17 protein-coding genes and 1 riboswitch are annotated in these 18,835 nt (G+C 70.2%); of the genes, 14 read left to right on the top strand and 3 right to left on the bottom strand.

Annotated features, from left to right (window positions below; translation table 11 throughout):
- Positions 1-103: 103 nt before the first annotated feature.
- The 3 genes from B5F23_RS01270 to B5F23_RS01260 are packed head-to-tail and all read left to right on the top strand — an operon-like array spanning position 104 to position 4,213.
- Positions 104-613: a MarR family winged helix-turn-helix transcriptional regulator gene (locus B5F23_RS01270; RefSeq protein ID WP_087350690.1), complete on the top strand. Its 510-nt coding sequence runs from the start codon at positions 104-106 to the stop codon at positions 611-613.
- Positions 610-2,382: an ABC transporter ATP-binding protein gene (locus B5F23_RS01265; RefSeq protein WP_241145760.1), complete on the top strand. Its 1,773-nt coding sequence runs from the start codon at positions 610-612 to the stop codon at positions 2,380-2,382. Before B5F23_RS01270 ends, B5F23_RS01265 begins: the two co-directional genes overlap by 4 nt.
- Complete coding sequence (locus B5F23_RS01260; RefSeq protein ID WP_087350685.1) at positions 2,375-4,213, top strand: ABC transporter ATP-binding protein; 1,839 nt, start codon at positions 2,375-2,377, stop codon at positions 4,211-4,213. The genes B5F23_RS01265 and B5F23_RS01260 overlap by 8 nt, the downstream gene beginning before the upstream one ends.
- Before the next feature lie 76 nt (positions 4,214-4,289).
- Here the strand turns inward: B5F23_RS01260 and B5F23_RS01255 are convergent, their stop codons facing one another.
- Positions 4,290-4,517, bottom strand: coding sequence for an FmdB family zinc ribbon protein (locus tag B5F23_RS01255; RefSeq protein WP_087350682.1), 228 nt, complete (start codon positions 4,515-4,517; stop codon positions 4,290-4,292).
- 135 nt (positions 4,518-4,652) lie between these two features.
- Between B5F23_RS01255 and B5F23_RS01250 the strand changes: the two genes are divergently transcribed.
- Positions 4,653-6,002, top strand: coding sequence for a thiamine diphosphokinase (locus B5F23_RS01250; protein ID WP_087350680.1), 1,350 nt, complete (start codon positions 4,653-4,655; stop codon positions 6,000-6,002).
- 138 nt (positions 6,003-6,140) lie between these two features.
- A complete protein-coding gene (gene rpmB / locus B5F23_RS01245; protein ID WP_072371255.1) occupies positions 6,141-6,329 on the top strand; it encodes a 50S ribosomal protein L28 in 189 nt (62 codons plus the stop codon).
- Between the two features lie 256 nt (positions 6,330-6,585).
- Here rpmB and B5F23_RS01240 read toward each other — a convergent pair whose 3' ends face one another.
- Positions 6,586-7,542, bottom strand: coding sequence for a hypothetical protein (locus tag B5F23_RS01240; protein WP_087350675.1), 957 nt, complete (start codon positions 7,540-7,542; stop codon positions 6,586-6,588).
- Between the two features lie 398 nt (positions 7,543-7,940).
- Complete coding sequence (locus B5F23_RS01235; protein WP_087350672.1) at positions 7,941-9,092, bottom strand: amidohydrolase; 1,152 nt, start codon at positions 9,090-9,092, stop codon at positions 7,941-7,943.
- A gap of 73 nt (positions 9,093-9,165) precedes the next feature.
- Positions 9,166-9,335, top strand: a riboswitch (Lysine riboswitch).
- A gap of 5 nt (positions 9,336-9,340) precedes the next feature.
- Here B5F23_RS01235 and B5F23_RS01230 point away from each other — a divergent pair.
- The 9 genes from B5F23_RS01230 to coaD all read left to right on the top strand — a co-directional run bounded on the left by B5F23_RS01230 (position 9,341) and on the right by coaD (position 18,765).
- Positions 9,341-10,627, top strand: a complete 1,287-nt coding sequence (locus B5F23_RS01230; RefSeq protein ID WP_241145759.1) for a diaminopimelate decarboxylase family protein — start codon at positions 9,341-9,343, stop codon at positions 10,625-10,627.
- Between the two features lie 61 nt (positions 10,628-10,688).
- Positions 10,689-11,579 carry a 4-hydroxy-tetrahydrodipicolinate synthase gene (dapA, locus tag B5F23_RS01225; protein ID WP_206392173.1) on the top strand — a complete coding sequence of 297 codons (891 nt, stop codon included), beginning with the start codon at positions 10,689-10,691 and terminating at the stop codon, positions 11,577-11,579.
- Positions 11,572-12,291, top strand: coding sequence for a 4-hydroxy-tetrahydrodipicolinate reductase (dapB, locus tag B5F23_RS01220; protein WP_087350669.1), 720 nt, complete (start codon positions 11,572-11,574; stop codon positions 12,289-12,291). Before dapA ends, dapB begins: the two co-directional genes overlap by 8 nt.
- Positions 12,292-12,664: 373 nt before the next feature.
- Positions 12,665-13,366, top strand: coding sequence for a 2,3,4,5-tetrahydropyridine-2,6-dicarboxylate N-acetyltransferase (gene dapD / locus B5F23_RS01215; RefSeq protein ID WP_087350666.1), 702 nt, complete (start codon positions 12,665-12,667; stop codon positions 13,364-13,366).
- 93 nt (positions 13,367-13,459) lie between these two features.
- Positions 13,460-13,807 carry an Asp23/Gls24 family envelope stress response protein gene (locus B5F23_RS01210; protein ID WP_087350663.1) on the top strand — a complete coding sequence of 116 codons (348 nt, stop codon included), beginning with the start codon at positions 13,460-13,462 and terminating at the stop codon, positions 13,805-13,807.
- A 34-nt stretch (positions 13,808-13,841) separates the two neighbouring features.
- Positions 13,842-15,509 carry a DAK2 domain-containing protein gene (locus B5F23_RS01205; protein WP_087350660.1) on the top strand — a complete coding sequence of 556 codons (1,668 nt, stop codon included), beginning with the start codon at positions 13,842-13,844 and terminating at the stop codon, positions 15,507-15,509.
- A gap of 43 nt (positions 15,510-15,552) precedes the next feature.
- The gene (recG, locus tag B5F23_RS01200) at positions 15,553-17,676 is read left to right on the top strand and encodes an ATP-dependent DNA helicase RecG (RefSeq protein ID WP_241145758.1); all 2,124 of its coding nucleotides are present in this window, start codon (positions 15,553-15,555) and stop codon (positions 17,674-17,676) included.
- A complete protein-coding gene (rsmD, locus tag B5F23_RS01195) occupies positions 17,673-18,266 on the top strand; it encodes a 16S rRNA (guanine(966)-N(2))-methyltransferase RsmD (protein WP_087350653.1) in 594 nt (197 codons plus the stop codon). Before recG ends, rsmD begins: the two co-directional genes overlap by 4 nt.
- Complete coding sequence (coaD, locus tag B5F23_RS01190; RefSeq protein WP_087350651.1) at positions 18,256-18,765, top strand: pantetheine-phosphate adenylyltransferase; 510 nt, start codon at positions 18,256-18,258, stop codon at positions 18,763-18,765. The genes rsmD and coaD overlap by 11 nt, the downstream gene beginning before the upstream one ends.
- The last annotated feature ends 70 nt before the right edge of the window (positions 18,766-18,835 follow it).

Below are 18,835 nucleotides of genomic sequence, written 5' to 3'. Positions count from 1 at the left end.
CACATAGATGAGCTGAGGGACCCGCTTCGGCGGGTCCTTTTTTGCCTTGACATAGGTCCGAAATCGGATTAATCTTGCCGGTCCGACGAGGATGGGAGGTGGCATGGCGGACGACTGCGCGGCGGGGACGCCCGCTCTAGACATAGGTGAGGGCAGGGCGGGAGAGATAAGCGCGCGCGAGCTTGACGTTCTGTATCGCGAGAGCGACAAGATCTACTACGAGTTCGCGCGCGGCTGCGGCCTCTCCGAGACGGCCTACTGGATTCTCTACGCGGTGGAAGTGTCGGGCGGGACCGTCACGCAGAGCGAGATTGCCGACGCGTTCTCGTATTCGCGTCAGACGGTCAACTCCGCCCTCAAGTCACTCGAGGCAAAGGGGCTCGTCGAGCTCTCGTTTGCCGCAGGCGGGCGCAGGGCGAAGCTCGTCTCGCTCACCTCGGGCGGGAGGGCCTTCTGCGATGAGAGGATCGTCCCCGCCATCAAGGCGGAGGATCGCGCCTTCGCGAGCCTTGCCCCGGACGAGCGCAGGGAGCTTGTCCGGCTTGTCGGCCTTTACACTCGGGCGATTGATGGAGAGCTAAGGAGACTGAGAGAGGGGAGAGAATCGCTGTGAGCACCAAAGACTACAGCAAGCGGACGTCCGCCCGGCTGCTGCTCAGCCTTGTGGCGCCCTACAAGAAGCTCGTCGCGCTCATCTGCGTGACGTCGGTGTGCGACATGATGGGGATGCTCTTCATCCCCACCCAGCTGTCGGCGATGGTCAACGTGGCGGTGAACTCGCACGACATGAGCGCCCTCATGTCCCATGGGGTCGCCATGCTCATTGCCGCGTTCGTCGGCTCGGGGGGCTACGTCTGCTCGGTGTTTCTCGCCTCTCGGCTGTGCGCCAAGGTGGGGCGGGACCTCCGCCTGCGTGTCTACGACGCCTCGCTCGCGTTCTCGGGGTCGGACTTCAACGCGTTCGGAACCGGCTCCATGATCACGCGCACCCTCTCGGACGCCAACGTCATCCAGCAGACGCTGCTCATGTCCATCCTCATGATCTTCCCCGTGCCGCTCATGTGCGTCATCTCGGTGGCGCTGGCGTTCTCCACGGACGTGGTGATGGGGTGGGTGCTTCTCGCCGTGACCGTCGCGGTCATCCTCGTCTCGGTGGTGGCGGTGGCAAAGTCTGCCCCCATCTTCACCCGCCTGCAGGGCTTCATCGACAACATGAACACGCGCCTGCGGGAGTCGATCACGGGCGTCCGCGTCATCCGCGCCTTTGGCAAGGAGTCCCACGAGCGCGCGCGGCTCGACGAGACCTTCACCGACTACGCGAGCAACGCCATTCGCGTGAACATGGTCTTCGCGGTCACCGACTCGATGACCTTCTTCCTGATGAACGCCGTCGAGGCGGCGATCATGTGGGTCGGCGCGGACCGCGTCGGCGCCCACGCGATGCAGATCGGCTCCATCTCCGCGCTCGTCGAGTACGCCATGCTCATCATGATGTTCATGATGATGGCGCAGTTCGCCATCCTGCAGGTTCCCCGCGCGCTCGCCTGCCTGACGCGCGCGGCCGCCGTCCTGGACGTGCGTCCCGAGATCTCTGACGATACGGCCCCCGCCACGCTCGGCGCCCCCGACGGCTCCGGCGAAGAGGTGGCCCGCTTCGACCACGTGAGCCTGCGCTTCCCCGACGCGGACGAGGACACGCTCCACGACATCAGCTTCTCGCTGAGGCGCGGCCAGACGACCGCCATCATCGGCAACACGGGCTCCGGCAAGTCGACGATCGCCAAGATGCTGCTCCGCTTCAACGACGTGACCGGGGGAAGCCTGTCGTTCGAGGGCGTGGACGTCCGCAGGCTCACCCAGTCCGAGCTGAGGTCGCGCATCGCCTACGTCCCGCAGAAGGCCTGGCTCTTCTCGGGCACCATCGCCGAGAACCTGCGTCACGGGGACGCCGAGGCCAGCGACGAGAGGCTCTGGCACGCCCTCGAGGTCGCCCAGGGGCACTTCGTTCGTGACCTCTCGGACGGCCTGGGGACGCGCGTGTCCCAGGGGGGCACCAACTTCTCGGGCGGCCAGCGCCAGCGTCTCGCCATAGCCCGCGCGCTTGTCCGCCACGCGGACCTCTACGTCTTCGACGACTCGTTCTCTGCGCTCGACTACAAGACCGACGCCGCGCTGCGCCACGCGCTCGCCCCCGAGCTGTCCGGGGCGGCCACGCTCATCATCGCCCAGCGCGTGAGCACCATCCACGACGCCGACCAGATCGTCGTCCTCAAGGACGGTGAGGTCGTGGGCCTGGGCACCCACGACGAGCTGATGGCGGGCTGCCCGACCTACCGTGCCATCGCCGATTCCCAGACGCGAGGGGAGGGGACCAATGACTAGCGAGAAGAACACGGGTGAGGAGCTCGTGGAGACGTCGGCCGAGGTCGAGGAGACCGAGGTTCCGAGCGACGCCCTCGGCACCGCCGCCCGCCTGTGGTCGGTCGCCTCGGGCCAGCGCTGGCGCCTCGTCGTGGCCGCGCTGTGCTCCGTACTCTACGTCGCAGGCAGCCTCGGCGCCACGGCGTACAGCGCCGGCCTCATCGACCTCCTCTGGGGCAACATCCAGGCCGCCTTTGCCACGGGGGCTCCCTTCGTCGTGTCCCTCGAGAACGGAGGCGTCCAGATCCTCACGTTCCTCGGGATCTGGAGCGCAGCCTGGCTCTTCTACACGATCCAGGTGTTCGTGATGGCGAGCTTTGCCGAGAGGCTCAACCTGAGGCTCAGGGAGGAGATCGCCCGGAAGCTCTCGCGCCTTCCGCTCTCCTACTACGACGCACACCAGCCCGGCGACACCATCAGCCGCGCCACGAACGACCTCGACAAGATCTCCGAGGTGCTGCAGCGAGGCCTGCTCCAGCTCGTCATCGCCGTCTGCATGGTCGGCGGGGCGATCATCCTCATGTCGACCTATGACCTCATGCTCACGTGCGTCTTCGTCGCCTTTGGGATCGTCGCCTCCGTCGTGACCAAGCTCGTCACCGCCTACACCCTCAAGGTCGCAGCGGCGCGCCAGGCCTCGCTCGGAAGGCTGACGGGCCGGGTCGAGGAGGCCTACAGCGGACGCGCCGTCATCAAGGCCTTCGGCCGCGAGGAGGCGAGCCTCGAGGACGTCAGGGCTGCTGCCGAGGAGCTCGCCGAGACGTCAGCGACGGCGGACTTCGTGACCAACGCCATCACCCCGGTGATCCGCTTCCTCATGCGCCTGTGCCAGGTGACGGTGGGGCTTCTCGCCGGCGGCATGCTCGTGATGGGCCAGATCTCCGTTGGCGTGTTCCAGGCCTTCTTCCAGTACGTGATGCAGGCGTCGGAGCCGCTCACGCAGCTCTCGCTCACGATCAACATGCTCCAGGGTGCGCTCGCTGCCGCGGAGCGCGTCTTCGCGCTGCTCGACGAGGGCGAGGTCGTCCCCGACCCGGGCGTGCCCGCCGAGCTTCCCGAGGCCGTGCGCGGCCGCGTGGCCTTCGAGCACGTCCGCTTTGGCTACGCGCCGGACCGCCCGCTCATGCGAGACGTCTCGCTCGTGGCCGAGCCGGGCCAGAAGGTGGCTATCGTCGGCGCAACGGGCGCCGGGAAGACGACCCTCATTAACCTTCTCATGCGCTTCTACGAGGTGGACGGGGGACGCATCACGCTCGACGGCGTCGACACCCGCGAGCTGACGCGGGCCGAGCTGCGGAGGCGGTTCGGGATGGTGCTCCAGGACGCATGGCTCTTCGAGGGAACGATTGCCGAGAACATCGCCTACGGCAAGCCCGGTGCTACGCGCGGGGAGGTGGAGGCGGCGGCCCGCGCGGCGCACGTGGACTTCTTCGTGCGCACGCTGCCGCACGGCTACGACACGATGCTCTCCAACGACGCGGAGAACATCTCCCAGGGGCAGCGACAGCTGCTCACCATCGCTCGCGCCATGCTCACCGACCCCGCCATCCTCATCCTCGACGAGGCCACCTCGAGCGTGGACACCCGAACCGAGCAGGCCATCGTGCGTGCGATGGAGGCCATCATGGAGAACCGCACGAGCTTCGTCATCGCGCACCGCCTCTCCACGATCGTCGACGCCGACCTCATCCTCGTGATGGAGAAGGGCACGATCATCGAACAAGGTACGCACGCGGAGCTGCTCGAGGCCGGCGGGGCATACGCGGAGCTCTACCGCAGCCAGTTTGCGTAGGCTGTCTTGTCGCAGAAAAAGGAGGCGCGCCGTCACCCTGGGGTGGCGGCGCGCCCTCGTCTCTCTGGAATCGCGACTAGTCGCAGGCCTTGCAGCCCTCGCACTTCTCGGGCTTGGGGGCGCCCGAGCCGCGCTGGTCGGTGTTGTAGAAGCCAGACCCCTTGAAGACGATGCCCGAGGGGTCAAAGACGCGCTCGGCGGCGTGCCCGCAGCTCGGGCAGCTCACCTTGGGGTGCGCACTCATGGGGTGCTCCACCTCAAAGGTGACGCCGCAGTCCGGGCAGTGATAGTCGTAACGTGCCATGGTTGCCTCCGTGATGCGCAAGATGTCCAAACGCCAGATACTTTACCCAAAACGAGTCGGCGAGCGCGCGGTTTTTCTCGCCAGGCGCGTTTATCATCATATCTGCTTGGTGACGAGAAGGACGACGGGGGAGCGATGAACATCTCTGGCGCGATCTTTGACTGCGACGGCACGCTCGTCGACTCGATGGGCATGTGGAACCACGCCTACGAGTGGCTCTACGACCACTACGGGAGCGAGGGCGCGCCGCTCGACGAGGTCGAGCCTATGGCGCTGGCGGACGCCTGCCGGCTCTTTCACGAGCGCTACGGCATGGGCGCCTCGTCCGAGGAGGTCTACGAGACGCTCTGCGCGCACGTCCGCGAGGCCTACGAGCGCGACGTCAAGATCATGCCCGGCGCGCGGGAGTTTCTCGACGAGCTCGCCGCGGCCGGGGTCCCGATGATCGTGGCCTCGTCCACCCCCAAGCGCGAGCTCGCCTGCGCGCTCGCGGCCCACGACCTCGCGGGCTACTTCGTTGGCGTGGTGAGCACCGAGGACGTCGGGGGGCGTGACAAGGAGTTCCCGGACGTCTACCTCGAGGCCGCCCGCCGCCTGGGGACGCCGCGCGAGGGCACGTGGGTCTTCGAGGACGCGCCCTTCGGCGTGCGCTCGGCCCGTCGCGCGGGCTTTGCCGTCGTTGGCCTCATGAACGACCACGACGGCCGCCGCGAGGAGGACGTGCGACCCTGGTGCGACGTCTTCTGCCACGGCTTCGCCGAGCTCTCGCTGCCGCTGCTCGCCGACTACGAGCGGCCGTCGCGCTCCGAGGGCGCCCCGCTGCGGGCGCTCGTGGTCGCGGGGTCCCCGGAGCCGAGCTCCCCCTCGCTCGTCTCCGCGCTCGCGGACGGCGCGGACTACGTGGTCTGCGCGGACGGGGGCGCGGACGTCTGCCATGCCGCCGGCGTGGCGCCCGACGTCTTCTGCGGAGACTTCGACTCCGCGAGCGGACCTGCGGTCGAGTGGGCCCGCTCGGCGGCCCGGACCTGCGTCGGCTTTCCCACGGAGAAGTACGCGACCGACCTCGCCCTCGCCCTCGAGTGCGCCCGGCACGAGGCGTCCCGCCGCTCCGCGCCGCTCTCGGTGACGCTCACGTGCGCGTCGGGCGGACGCCCCGACCACGCGCTTGCCGTGGTGGGGCAGCTCGTCGGGCTCGGCGCGGCGCAGGCGCGCATCGTTGAGGACGGCTACGAGATGAGGGTGGTCTCGGCGGGCGGGGAGCGCCTGTGGAGGCTCGGGCCGGACGCGGTGGGGCGCACGTTCTCCGCGGTCGCCGTCGCCCCCGACACGCGGATCGACGAGCGGGGCATGCGCTGGGAGCTCTGCGACAAGCCGATGGTCCTTCTCGGCGACCTGGGGATCTCCAACGTGGTCACGAGCGCGGACGCGGAGGTCGAGTGTCGCTCGGGGGCCGTCGTGGCGTTCGTGCTGCGTGACCGGGCGTGACCCCACACCTTGTCCCGCGCGACAAAAAAGCCACAATTGCTTGGGGTTTCCCGTTGCGTCTGCGATTTCATGTGCTATATTCGTACAGCTGTGTAAATGCGGGCGCGAGAGCGCCGCGCCCCTGAGGAGGTACGAGTCATGTCGAAGGTTTGTGAGTTCTGCGGCAAGCACGCCGTTGCCGGTCATTCCATCAGCCACTCCCACCGTGTGGTCAACCGCACGTTCAAGCCGAACATCCAGCGCGTCACCGTGGTCGTGGACGGCCACCGTCGCAAGGCCAACGTCTGCTCTCGTTGCCTCAAGTCCGGCAAGATCGCCCGCAGCTAGGACTGCGCAACATCGTGAAGCCCGAGGGGGTCGCTTCGGCGGCCCCCTCGTTGCGTTTGCGCGTCGCGTGCGGTCCGCCGGCCCCCTCGCATCGTGTACACCCGCTGGGCGCCCCGTCGCATCGTGTACACCGTAGCGGGGTCGAGGTTCTTCTCGTCATGTCATCTACCTGCGACTTTGCGAGAAGAGTCGCAGGCCTAGGACCGAGGGGGTGTACACGATGCGGAGGGTGCCCCTCTGGGGGCGAAGGCGCCGCTCAGGGCCCGCGCAGCAGATCGCGGACCAGGTCGTGACGGAGTTGCAGGTAGTGCGGGTCGTTCGGCAGCGTGCGACCCATCCGGGCGGCCACCCTGCCCGCGAGCTCGGTCAGCATGCGGTCGTTCCTCAGCATCCCCGAGGTCACGGAGCGCACCATCCACCCCAGGTCGCGCAGCCCCTCGTTGCGCACGCTGTCGCGGTCGACCTGCCCGGGCGTCCCGTGGAACTCGTAGCTGTCGTACTCCAGGATGACGAGCCACTCCGGCCACGCGAGGTCCGCGCGCACGTAGGGGCTCCCGATGGCCAGCTGCAGCGACGGGGGAATCTCGAGGCGGAAGTTGAGCTCTGGGCGCGGCAGGCCGCAGCCACCCACCTCGACCGGCAGGGTGAAGAGCAGCACCACGACCGTCTCCATCGGCGAGCGCGACCCGGCGACGACGTGGGCGAGCGCCTCCCGCAGCCTCCGCGCCCCGTATCCTCGCGCGCCCGCGGCCTCCGCGACGAGCCCCTCCGGCGTCGCGACCGCCTCCCGCGCGTAGAAGCCGCGCGGCGCGCCGGGCGAGCGTCCGTATGACCCGCAGAGCTCCGTGCCGGCGCTCGCTATGCGGGCGAGGCTCGACCCCGGGGTCATCTGTCGCAGGCAGAAGCCGGGCGAGGCGAGAAGCACCTCGTCGGTGAGCTGGTAGAGCGCCCCGTCGGGCAGCGGTGCGGACCACACGTGGCAGCGGATGCGCTCCGAGCGGGCTCGCTCCTCCCGCGCGCTGACGAGCACGTGGAGGGGGCGTGCGGGCGATGCCTCGAGCCGGGCGGGTGCGAGCGCCTCCGGATGGACCTCCGAGGCCGAGGGGAGGGACCAGCTCCGGTCCGGCAGGCTCTGAAGCGGCTGTCCCAGCCGGTCGATGAGCCCGCTCTCGCTCCAGCGGGCAAGTGCGGATATGTCGCATACGGTAATCATGGTGCCGTCGACTCTACGGATGCGGCCTTCCGGCAATCTTCCAGCTGTCTTCCGGCAATCTTCGGACGCGTCGCGCGCCGCGACGCGTTTGCGCTGCTAGATGAGCCTCAGCTTACGGGAGGGAGAAAGCTGGGGCGCGTCGGGGTCTTTCGGGCCAACACAGGACGAACACACTGCGCTCGCCCGGACGGCCTGCCCCGCCCTCGCATCGTGTACACCCTCGGGTGGTCCGTCCGCGCATCGTGTACACCCCTGCGGCCCTCGAGCCGAGGTTCTTCTCGCAAAGTCGCAGGTAGATGACCTGGCGAGAAGAACCTCGATTCCGTTGCCGTGTACACGATGCAAGGGAGGGGGCAGGCGGACTGTACACGATGCGAAGCGGGGTCCGGGACGGCGCGCTACGGCATGAGGAGGAGCCTGCGGTACGCGTCGAGCCCGGCGAGAAGGACGCGCTCGTCGAAGTCGAAGGTGTCGGCGTGCAGCGGGACGTTCGTGCCGGTCCCGAGCAGCAGGAAGACCCCGGGCAGGCGACGCTGGTAGAAGGAGAAGTCCTCGGCGATGAGCAGGGGCTCCTCCACGCGCGCGAGGCCGGGCAGCGCCGCCTCCGCGAGGGCGAAGAGGTCGGCGTCGTTCACGACGGGCGGGTAGCCCTCGGAGAAGCCGAGCTCGACCGAGCAGCCCTCGGCCGCCGCCGCGTTGTCGGCGAGCGCGGCCACGGCCTCGCGGGCGCGTTCGAACATCTCGTCCGAGAAGACGCGCAGGCTGCCCTCGGCGCGGGCCTGGCCCGCGATGGCGTTTCTCACCGTGCCCGCCTCGAGGCGCCCGAAGCGCAGCAGGCAGGGCTCGCCGGACTCCTCCGCGAGCCGCCCGCACATCGCCTCGGCCGACGGGACGAAGCGCGCCGCGGCGGCCAGGGCGTCGCGGCCCTCCCGCCACCGCGCGATGTGGCTCGCGCGCCCGAGGAACTCCGCCGTGACCTCGCTCGAGCGGGCGAGAAGTGCCCCCGGCCGCGAGGCCAGCGTGCCGGCAGGCAGCTCGGGCCACAGGTGGAACCCAAAGATGCGCTCGGCTCGCACGCGCTCGAAGAGGCCGCTTCCGCAGACGCGCGCCGCGCCGCCGGTGGTCTCCTCGGCGGGCTGGAACACCACGAGCACGTTGCGCGGAAGTTCCTGCGCGCAGACGCCGTCCACGCGCCCGCGGGCGACGTCGCCCACCCACGTCGCCGCCGCGAGCGCCATGGCCATGTGCCCGTCGTGCCCGCAGGCGTGCATGCGACCGGGGTGCGCGCTCGCGTAGGGCGCGCCCGTCCGCTCGGGGACGGGAAGCGCGTCCATGTCCGCCCTGATCGCCACGCTTGAGTCGCGCCCGAGGTCGAACCACGCGCAGAGCGCCCCCGGGCAGGGCTCGAGGACCTCGCAGGGGAGATCCTGGAGCACGCCGCGCAGGTAGGCGAGCGTCTCGGGGAGCTCGTCGTCGAGCTCGGGGATGCGGTGGAGGTCGCGACGCCAGCGTGTGAGCGCGGCGAGCTCGCGGTTCTTGTCGGCGTGCATGGCTCTCCTCTCGAAAATCGTTTCGAGTATATCAACGCGCGGCGCGCGGGCGCTCCCGTGTGCTAGAGTGACCCCACTCGATAGAGGCGCGGGCGAGAAGATCCGCGGGCGAGCCGGCAGGCGTGGACCCCGCGGGGAGGCGAGCCCGCCGAACTCGGCGCGCGGGCGCGTGCGCACGGGTGGGCCTGCGGGGAACACCCGCAGGACTGTCTGCACGTAACCTGCAGGAGCGCTATCAGGGAGCAGCCATGGGCATGAAGCGTCCGTTTGTCACGCGCGAGCGTCTCGAGGCCATCGCGGCCGAGCACCCCACCCCCTTCTACCTGTACGACGAGGCCGAGATTCGCCGCCGCGCGGCCGAGCTCAACGCCGCGTTCTCCTGGAACCCCGGCTTCAGGGAGTACTTCGCCGTCAAGGCCACGCCCAACCCGTGGATCGTCTCGGTCCTGGCCGAGTGCGGCTGCGGCTGCGACTGCGCCACCGGCCCCGAGCTCATGCTCGCCGAGGCCGTCGGCGTCACGGGCCGGCGCGTCATGCTCTCCTCGAGCGACACGCCGGAGGAGGACCTGCGTGCCGCCGACGAGCTCGGGGCCATCATCAACCTCGACGCCCCGGACATGGTGGACACGCTGCTGCGCGCGCTCGGCGGGCGCGTGCCCGAGGTCGTCTGCTGCCGCGTGAACCCAGGCGGGAGCTTCGTGGCGGAGAGCGGCATCATCGGGCGCCCCGAGGACTCCAAGTTCGGCATGACCGTGCCGCAGCTCCTGGAGACCCTCGCGCGGCTGCGCGACCTGGGGGTGCGCGAGTTCGGCATCCACGCGTTTCTCGCCAGCAACACGCAGGTCAACGACTACTACCCGCGCCTCGCGCGCCTGCTCTTCGAGCTGGCGGCGCAGGCCTCTCGCGAGCTGGGCGTCCACGTGGGCTTCGTGGACCTCTCCGGCGGCATCGGGGTCGACTACCGACCCGAGGACACACCCTGCGACCTGGCCGCCATTGGCGAGGGCGTGCGGCGCGCGTACGAGGAGACGCTCGTGCCGGCGGGCATGGGGGACGTTGCGGTCTTCGCCGAGCTGGGCCGCTGGATGCTCGCGCCGGCCGGCGCCCTCGTGACGCGCGTTATCCACGAGAAGCGGACCTACCGCCACTACCTGGGCGTCGACGCCTGCGCGGCAAACCTCATGCGCCCGGCGATCTACGACGCCTACCACCACGTCACGGTGATGGGCTCCGAGGACGCGCCGCGCGACCACCGCTACAACGTGGTCGGCAGGCTCTGCGAGAACAGCGACCAGTTCGCCCGCGACCGCCCGATGCCGGAGTGCCACGTCGGCGACCTGCTCTTCGTTCACGACGCCGGCGCGCACGGGCACTCGATGGGCTACAACTACAACGGCGCCCTGCGCTCCGCCGAGCTGCTCCTGCGCCGCGACGGCACCGTCCAGCAGATCCGCCGCGCCGAGACGCCGGCCGACTACTTCGCCACCCTCGACGACGACCCGCGCTTCTCCTCCCTCGCCCGCCGAAAACGCTGAGCCGGGGCCAGGCCCCAACCCGCACCAGCTAGCAGCCCCGTCAAGCGAAAGCGAGAAGAACATGGACATGACCAACCTCACCGGATCTATCGTCGCGCTCGTCACGCCGTTTTGCGCGGACGGCTCGGTCGACTTCGCCGCGCTCGAGCGGCTCGTGGACTTCCACCTGGCTAGCGGCACCGACGGCATCCTCGTGCTCGGCACGACCGGCGAGTCCTCCACGATGACCGACGAGGAGGACCTCGAGGTCGCGCGCTGCGTGGTGGAGCGCGTGGCCGGGCGCGTGCCGGTCATCGGCGGCGCGGGCTCCAACGCCACCTTCGAGTCCCAGCGCAAGGCCGCCGGCCTCGTGCGCCTGGGCGTGGACGGCCTCCTGCTCATCACGCCCTACTACAACAAGTCCAACGAGGAGGGCATCTACCGCCACTTCACCGCGGTCCTCGACCAGGTGGACGTCCCCTGCATCCTCTACAACATCCCCGGCCGCACCGGCTGCTCCATCAGCGAGAGAAACCTCGCGCGCCTGGCCGCCCACCCCAACGCGTGGGGCATCAAGGAGGCCTCCGGCTCCATCGAGTACGCCACCATGGCGGCGCGCTACCTCACGGACAACTTCCGTATGTTCTCCGGCAACGACGACATCGTGGTTCCGCTCATGAGCCTCGGCGCGCGCGGCGTCATCTCCGTGTGGGCCGACGTGGCCCCGGCCACGGTCCACAAGATGTGCGCGGACTTCCTCGCCGGCGACGTGGCGGCTGCCCGCGAGGCGCAGCTCGAGAACCTCGAGCTCGTCCACGCGCTCTTCTGCGAGGTCAACCCCATCCCCGTCAAGTGCGCGCTCGCCGAGATGGGCATGATCGAGGAGGTCTACCGCCTGCCGCTGTGGAAGATCTCCGACGCCGGCCGCGCGCGCCTCGTCGCGGCCATGAGGGGGGTGGGCCTCCTTGGCTAGCGCGATCGTGGTGGGCGCCGCCGGGCGCATGGGCCGCCTCGTCACGGAGGAGCTGGCGCGCCGCGGCTTCGACGTGCTGGGCGGCTACGACGCGCTCGACGTGGCCGAGCTCGACGCCGCGGCGCCGGCGGCCGACCTTGTCGTGGACTTCTCCGCCCCGGGCGCGCTGCCGCACGTCGTGGCCTACGCGCGGCGCACGGGCGCGGCCGTGGTCAGCGGCGTGACGGGCCTGACGCAGGGCCAGCTCGCGGACCTGCGCTCCCTCGGCGAGAAGAACCGCGTCGTCTGGTCGGCCAACTACTCGCTCGGCGTGGCCGCGCTGCGCCGCGCGACGGCGATGGTGGCCGAGGCGCTCGCCGGCTGGGACGTGGAGATCGTGGAGACGCACCACAACAGGAAGGTCGACGCGCCGTCCGGGACCGCCAAGGCGCTTCTCGCCGCGGTCGACCCGGGCGGGGAGCGGAGCGTGGTGGACGGGCGCTCCGGCATCGTGGGGGAGCGCCCGGCCGGAGAGATCGGCATGCACGCGCTGCGCGGCGGCACGGTCGCCGGCACGCACGAGGTGCACTTCTTCGGCACCGACGAGGAGGTCTGCCTCACGCACCGCGCTTCGAGCCGCCAGATCTTCGTGACCGGGGCCGTGTCGTGCGCCGAGCGCCTGCTCGCGCGCCCGCCCGGCTTCTACGGCTTCGACGAGCTCATGTTTGGGTAGGACCCGAGGTCCTTCTCGCCGCGCCGCCGAGGTCCCCCTCGCCCGGGGCCCCTCCTGCCGGCGCGAGGTCCCGTCCCGCGCGAACCGCGGGCGATTGGGTGGTATCTTTGATATCGGAGGCTCCGTTTCATCAAGGATGCCACCCAATCGGGCCCTGATTCGGGCAAAAGGGCGAGAAGCGGCGTCAGATTGTGAATGTTATATAAGCGATGCCACCCAACGGAAGCCGGGTTGTGGCGATGTCCGCCCGGCGAGAAGCGCGCGCAGCCCCAAACACCCAATCGCGCCGCTTCCGTGGCAGGCTCCGGCCCGCTGTCCGGTCGTTCGGGCACGGGCCGATGCGCAGGAGAACGGCGAAGGGAGCGGACAGCCCATGGACGCACAGCAGATCATCGACTTCATAGCAAACGCCCCCAAGAAGACCCCGGTCAGGGTCTACGTGCGCGAGAAGGACGGCTGCAGCGTGGACCTCTCGTCCGCCGAGCACGTCTTCGGCGCGGCGGACCGCGTGGCCTTCGGCGACTGGGGAGCGCTCGGACCGGCGCTCGCCGGGCAGGCCGACAAGATCGACGACCTCGTGGTGGAGTGCGACCGGCGCAACTCCGCCGTGCCGCTGCTCGACCTGCGCGGCGTGAACGCCCGCATCGAGCCGGGCGCCATCATCCGCGACCAGGTCGAGATCGGCGACAACGCCGTGATCATGATGGGCGCCGTCGTCAACATCGGTGCCGTGGTGGGCGCGGGCACCATGATCGACATGGGCGCCGTGCTCGGCGGGCGGGCCACGGTGGGCGCCAACTGCCACGTGGGCGCCGGCGCCGTGCTCGCCGGCGTGGTCGAGCCGGCGTCCGCCGTCCCCGTCGTCGTCGAGGACGGCGTCATGATCGGCGCCAACGCCGTCGTGCTCGAGGGCGTGCGCGTGGGGGAGGGCGCCGTGGTGGCCGCCGGGGCCGTCTGCGTGGAGGACGTGCCGGCCGGCGCCGTGGTGGCCGGCGTGCCCGCGCGCGTCATCAAGCGGCGTGACGAGAAGACCGACGCCAAGACCGGGCTCGTCGACGCCCTGCGCAGGCTCTAGCGTCCGGGCGGCCGCCGAGCGCCGTCCTTCTCGCCTGCGCTATAATCTACGGGATACATTCGACCGCTTTTCCTGCCAGCGAGAGGAGACCGCATGTCTGGTGTCGTTCCAGGAACGCTGAGGGTGTCCAACGATTGCATCGCCGACCTCGCCGGCTACGCCGCGCTCGAGTGCTACGGCGTCGTCGGGATGGCCGAGATCGACGAGCAGGCCGGCGTCGCCCGCCTGCTGCCCTCCTTCAGGCTGAGGAAGGGCATCGACGTCGCCGCCTCGGGCGGGCGCGTCGTGGTTGACCTCCACGTGATCGTGGAGCAGGGCGTCAACATGGCCTCCGTCGTCGGCAACCTCACGAGCTCCGTCAAGTTCCTGCTCAGGCAGATCGCCGAGCTCGACAACGTGGACGTGAAGGTGCACATCGAGGGCCTTCGCAACGCGCGCTAGGCATCCCAGAGCTAGAGAACCGAGGTACCCGAAGATGATTTCCACCGTCGTCCGCACCTGCTTCCCCGCTGCCGCGAAGGTCGTCGCCGACCGCGCCGAGGAGATCAACAAGCTCAACGTCTTCCCGGTCCCGGACGGGGACACGGGGACCAACATGTCGCTCACCCTCAACACCGTGGTGAGCGAGGTCCAGGCCCTTCCGGTGGACGCTACGATCGACGACATCGCCAAGGCGATCACCCACGGCTCGCTCATGGGCGCGCGCGGCAACTCCGGCGTCATCACGAGCCAGATCCTGCGCGGCGTCGCCGAGGGCCTGTGCGACGCCAAGAACCAGGAGCACCCCACCCCCGCCGACGTCGCCCACGCGTGGCGCCGTGGCGTGAAGGTCGCCTTCAAGGCGGTCCGCAAGCCGGTCGAGGGGACGATCCTGACGGTCCTGCGCGACGTCTCGGCCAAGGCCGACCAGCTCGAGAAGACCAAGATCTCCACGCGCGACATGCTCGACGCCCTCGTGGTCGAGGCCTACGAGTCGGTCGCGCGCACGCCCGAGCTGCTGCCCGTCCTCAAGGAGAACGGCGTCGTCGACTCCGGGGCCTTTGGCTTCGCCACGTTCCTGGAGGCCTTCGTGAACGCCGCCAACGGCAAGGCCGGCGAGCTCACCGACTTCAAGACCACCGTCGACGCCAAGGCCGACGTCTCCGCCAAGGTGGCCATCGAGCTCAACGACGACTGGGAGGGCTCGGAGTTCCGCTACTGCAACGAGTTCCTCTTCAAGGCCGAGAAGCCCTTCGACGTGGACGAGTCGCTCGCCTACCTGGCCACGCTGGGCGACTGCGAGCTCATCGTCGGCGCCTACCCCGACTTCAAGGTCCACGTGCACTCCAACGAGCCCAACCGCGTGCTCGAGTACATGCTCCAGTTCGGCCAGGTCTACGAGGTCTTCATCCACAACATGGACATGGAGTCCCACGACCGCACCGCCAAGATCGCGGCCGACCAGGCCGAGGCGGCCGGCGCGGCCCCCGAGCCGAGGAAGGAGCTCGGCTTCGTTGCCGTGGCCGCGGGCTCCGGCGAGGAGGAGATCCTGAAGTCCCTCGGCGTCGACGTGGTGGTCTCCGGGGGACAGACCATGAACCCCTCCACCGCCGACATCCTCGCCGCCATCGAGAGCGCCAACGCCGAGAGGGTCATCGTGCTCCCCGGCAACGGCAACATCCGCATGGCCGCCGAGGCGGCGGCGACGGCCTGCGAGGGCGTCGAGGTCGCCGTCGTCCCCACCAAGACCGTGCTCCAGGGCTTCTCCGCGATGTTCGCCGTGGACCCGCAGGGTTCGCTCGAGGACAACGTCGAGGCCATGACCGAGGCCATCCAGGGCGTGCGCGGCGGCGAGGTCACCACGGCGGTGCGCGACTCGCAGGCCGCCGACGGCAGCCCCATCCACGCCGGCGACGTCATGGGCATCCAGGACGACTCCATCGACGTGGTGGGCAGCTCGGTGGCAGACGTCACGCTCGAGCTCATCGCCAAGATGCAGGACGAGGAGGAGGGCGACTCGCTCACGATCCTCGCCGGCCAGGACATGGACGACGAGGCCTTCGAGGCCCTTCTCGGGCGCATCGAGGAGGCGCAGCCCGACCTCGAGGTCGACGCCCACCGCGGCGAGCAGCCCCTCTACCCCGTGATCTTCTCGATCGAGTAGGTCCGTGGGGCGCCGCCCGACCATAGCCAGTGCCGCGGAGAGGGTGCAGAGAACCTGCGCCCTCTCCGACTCTGTGTCGAGGCTGCGCTACGTGCGCGGCGCGCGCGAGGCCGCGCTCGAGCGGCTGGGCGTGAGGCGCGTGCGCGACCTCCTGCTCCACATCCCGAGCCGCTACCTCGACTTCACGCGCGTGACCCCGATCGCGATGGCCGACGTGGGCTCCGACGCCACCGTCGTCGCCACGGTCGACAAGGTGAGCCTCAAGCGTCCGCGGCCGCGCATGCAGGTGGTCGAGGTCTGGGTCGTCGACCAGACGGGCGTGCTCGTTGCGTCGTTCTTCCGCCAGCCGTGGGTCGCCGAGCAGCTCAAGGCCGGAGACGTGGTGGCGCTCTCCGGGAAGGTGACCTTCGGCTACGGCTTCAGGCAGATGAGGTCCCCCTTCTACGAGGTCGTGGGGGCCCCGGGGGACGCCGGCGGGTACGCGCGCGTGCTCCCGGTGCACCCGGTGGGGGAGGGCCTGAGCGCCTCGTGGATGCGCCGGATCGTGTCCGCGGCGCTCGCCGACGCCGGCGACGTGTGCGACTGGCTCCCGGCGTCCCTCGCCGCGCGCCACGGCCTCATGACGCTCGCCCGGGCCCTGCGCGAGGTCCACTTCCCGGCCTCGCCCGCCTCCGCGGAGCGGGCCCGGCGCCGCCTGGCCTACGACGAGCTGCTCTGCCTGCAGCTCGCCCTGCTCTGCCGGCGCAACATCGAGCTCGCGGGCGTGGAGCCGACCCGCCACGTGGCCGACGGCCCGCACGTGGAGGCGCTTCTCGCCGCGCTGCCCTTCTCGCTGACCGACGAGCAGCGCGCCTGCGTGGACGAGATCCTCTCGGACATGGCCGCGCCGCGCGTGATGAACCGCCTGCTGCTCGGCGACGTGGGCACGGGCAAGACCGCCGTGGCCGCCGTGGCGCTCGCGGCCGTCGCGGACACCGGGACCCAGGCGGCGATGATGGCCCCCACCTCGGTGCTCGCGCGCCAGTACGCCGAGAAGCTCGGTCCCGTGCTCGACGCCGCCCACGTGAGCTGGGCGCTCGTCACCGGCGCGACGCCCGCCGACGAGCGCGCGCTCACCGAGGCGGCCTGCGCGCGCGGCGAGGTATCGGTGGTCTTTGGCACGACGGCGCTGCTCTCCGAGGGCCTCGAGTTCTCCGCGCTCACGCTCGTGGTGATTGACGAGCAGCACCGCTTTGGCGTGGACCAGCGAGCGGCGCTGCGCCGCAAGGGCCCTGGGGCGGACCTGCTCGCCATGACGGCGACGCCCATCCCGCGGACGCTCGCGCTGTCCGTCTACGGCGACGTCGACCTCTCCCGCATCCGCCGACGCCCGCGCGCGGGTGCCGGGGTGTCCACGCACGTGATCTCGCCCGACAGCCTGGACGTGGCATGGGGCGCCGTCCGCGAGGCCGTGGCGGCCGGTCGCCAGGCGTACGTGATCTGCCCGCTCGTCGACGACTCCGACGAGGGCGACGAGCTCGAGGACGTGCCCGAGGCGCTGCGCTCGAGCGGCTCGCGCGTCCGCTCGGCGACCTCCACGCTCTCCGAGCTCCGCTCGCAGGTCCTCCCGGGCGTTGCCTGCGACCTGCTCACGGGGCGCATGGCGCCCGGCGAGAAGGACCTCGCGATGGAGCGCTTCCGCGCGGGGCGGACCAAGGTGCTCGTGGCGACGACGGTCGTCGAGGTGGGCGTCGACGTCCCCAACGCGACCGCGATGGTCGTGCTCGACGCCGACCGCTTCGGCCTCGCGACCCTGCATCAGCTGCGCGGGCGCGTCGGCCGCGGCGACGTGGCGGGGACGGTCTACCTCTGCTGCGCCGCGAGACGCGACAGCCGCGCCCGGGAGCGCCTCGCGGCGCTCGAGGCCACCTCGGACGGCTTCGAGCTCGCCGAGCTCGACCTGAGGCTGCGCCGCGAGGGCGAGGTGCTCGGCTACCGCCAGAGCGGCGGGGTCTCGCTCGAGATCTCCGACCTCGACGCCGACCGCGACCTCGTCGAGGCGGCCCACGCCGACGCCCGCGAGATCGCGCTCGAGGACCCGCGCCTGGCCGCGCCGGGGCACCGGGCCATGGCGATCGAGGTGCGGGACAGGTTTGGCGGCTACTTCGAGGAGCTGGAGCACGCATGAGGATCGTCGGGGGAAAGTGGCGGGGCAGGCAGATCGAGGCTCCCGAGGGGCGCGGCGTGACGCGCCCGACGACCGACCGCACGCGCGAGCAGATCGCCTCGATGATCCTCTCCGCGCGCGGGCTCGACCTCGCGGGGGACTCGGTTCTCGACGCCTTCGCGGGATCGGGGGCGATGGCGCTCGAGCTGCTCTCGCGCGGCGCGGCGCACGCGACCCTCGTCGACCGCGACCGGCGCGCCGTCCAGCGCATCCGCCGCAGCGCCTCCTCGCTCGGCGCGCGCCCCGAGGAGCTCTCGGCCCTCTCGGGCGACGTCTTCGCCCTCGCGGGCCGCGGCCTGCCCGGGGCCCCCTTCGACGTCGTCTTCCTCGACCCGCCCTACGCCGTCGAGGCGCCTCGCGTGTCGGGGCTCGTCGAGGGGCTCCGCACGTCGGGCCAGCTCGCCGACGGGGCCGTCATCGTCTACGAGCACGCCTCGGACGCCGGCGGGCTCGCCTGCGAGGGCGTCCTTCTCGCCAAGTCAAAGACACACGGAATCACGACCGTCGACCTTCTCGTCGCACGGAGCTCGGAGGACCAGCATGAGCAGTGACCTCATCACCCACGTCGTCGTTCCCGGGACCTTCGACCCGGTGACCTACGGGCACCTCGACGTCATCCGCCGCACGCGCAGGCTCTTTCCCAGGGTGACCGTGGCCGTGGCCGCCTCGGTCAACAAGCACGGGCGCGGCACCGCCTTCACGCTCGACGAGCGCGTCGAGATGATCCGCGACGCGCTCGAGCTCGAGGGCCTGCCGCCCGACATCGAGGTCATGCCCTTCACGGGCCTACTCGTCAACTTCTGCAAGGAGCTCGGCGCGGGAGGCGTGGTCAAGGGCCTCAGGGCGATGACCGACTTCGAGTACGAGCTCCAGCAGGCCGACCTCAACAGCCACCTCGCGCCCGACATCGAGTCGATATTCGTCATGTCGAGCCCCCAGTACGGCTACGTCTCGTCGTCCATAGTGCGCGAGATCGCCTCGATGGGCTCGGACGTGAGCATCCTCGTGCCGGCGAACGTCGACGAGCGGCTGCGCGAGCACTTCCGCTAGGGCCCCGCGCTGTCTTTCTCGTTGACAGAACGACGCGTTTCGTGATAAGCCACTTAATCTGCTACCATGC

The sequence above is a fragment of the Olsenella sp. An188 genome, from assembly GCF_002160255.1.
Lineage (GTDB): Bacteria > Actinomycetota > Coriobacteriia > Coriobacteriales > Atopobiaceae > Thermophilibacter > Thermophilibacter avistercoris.
This window is presented reverse-complemented; position numbering and strand designations above follow the sequence as displayed.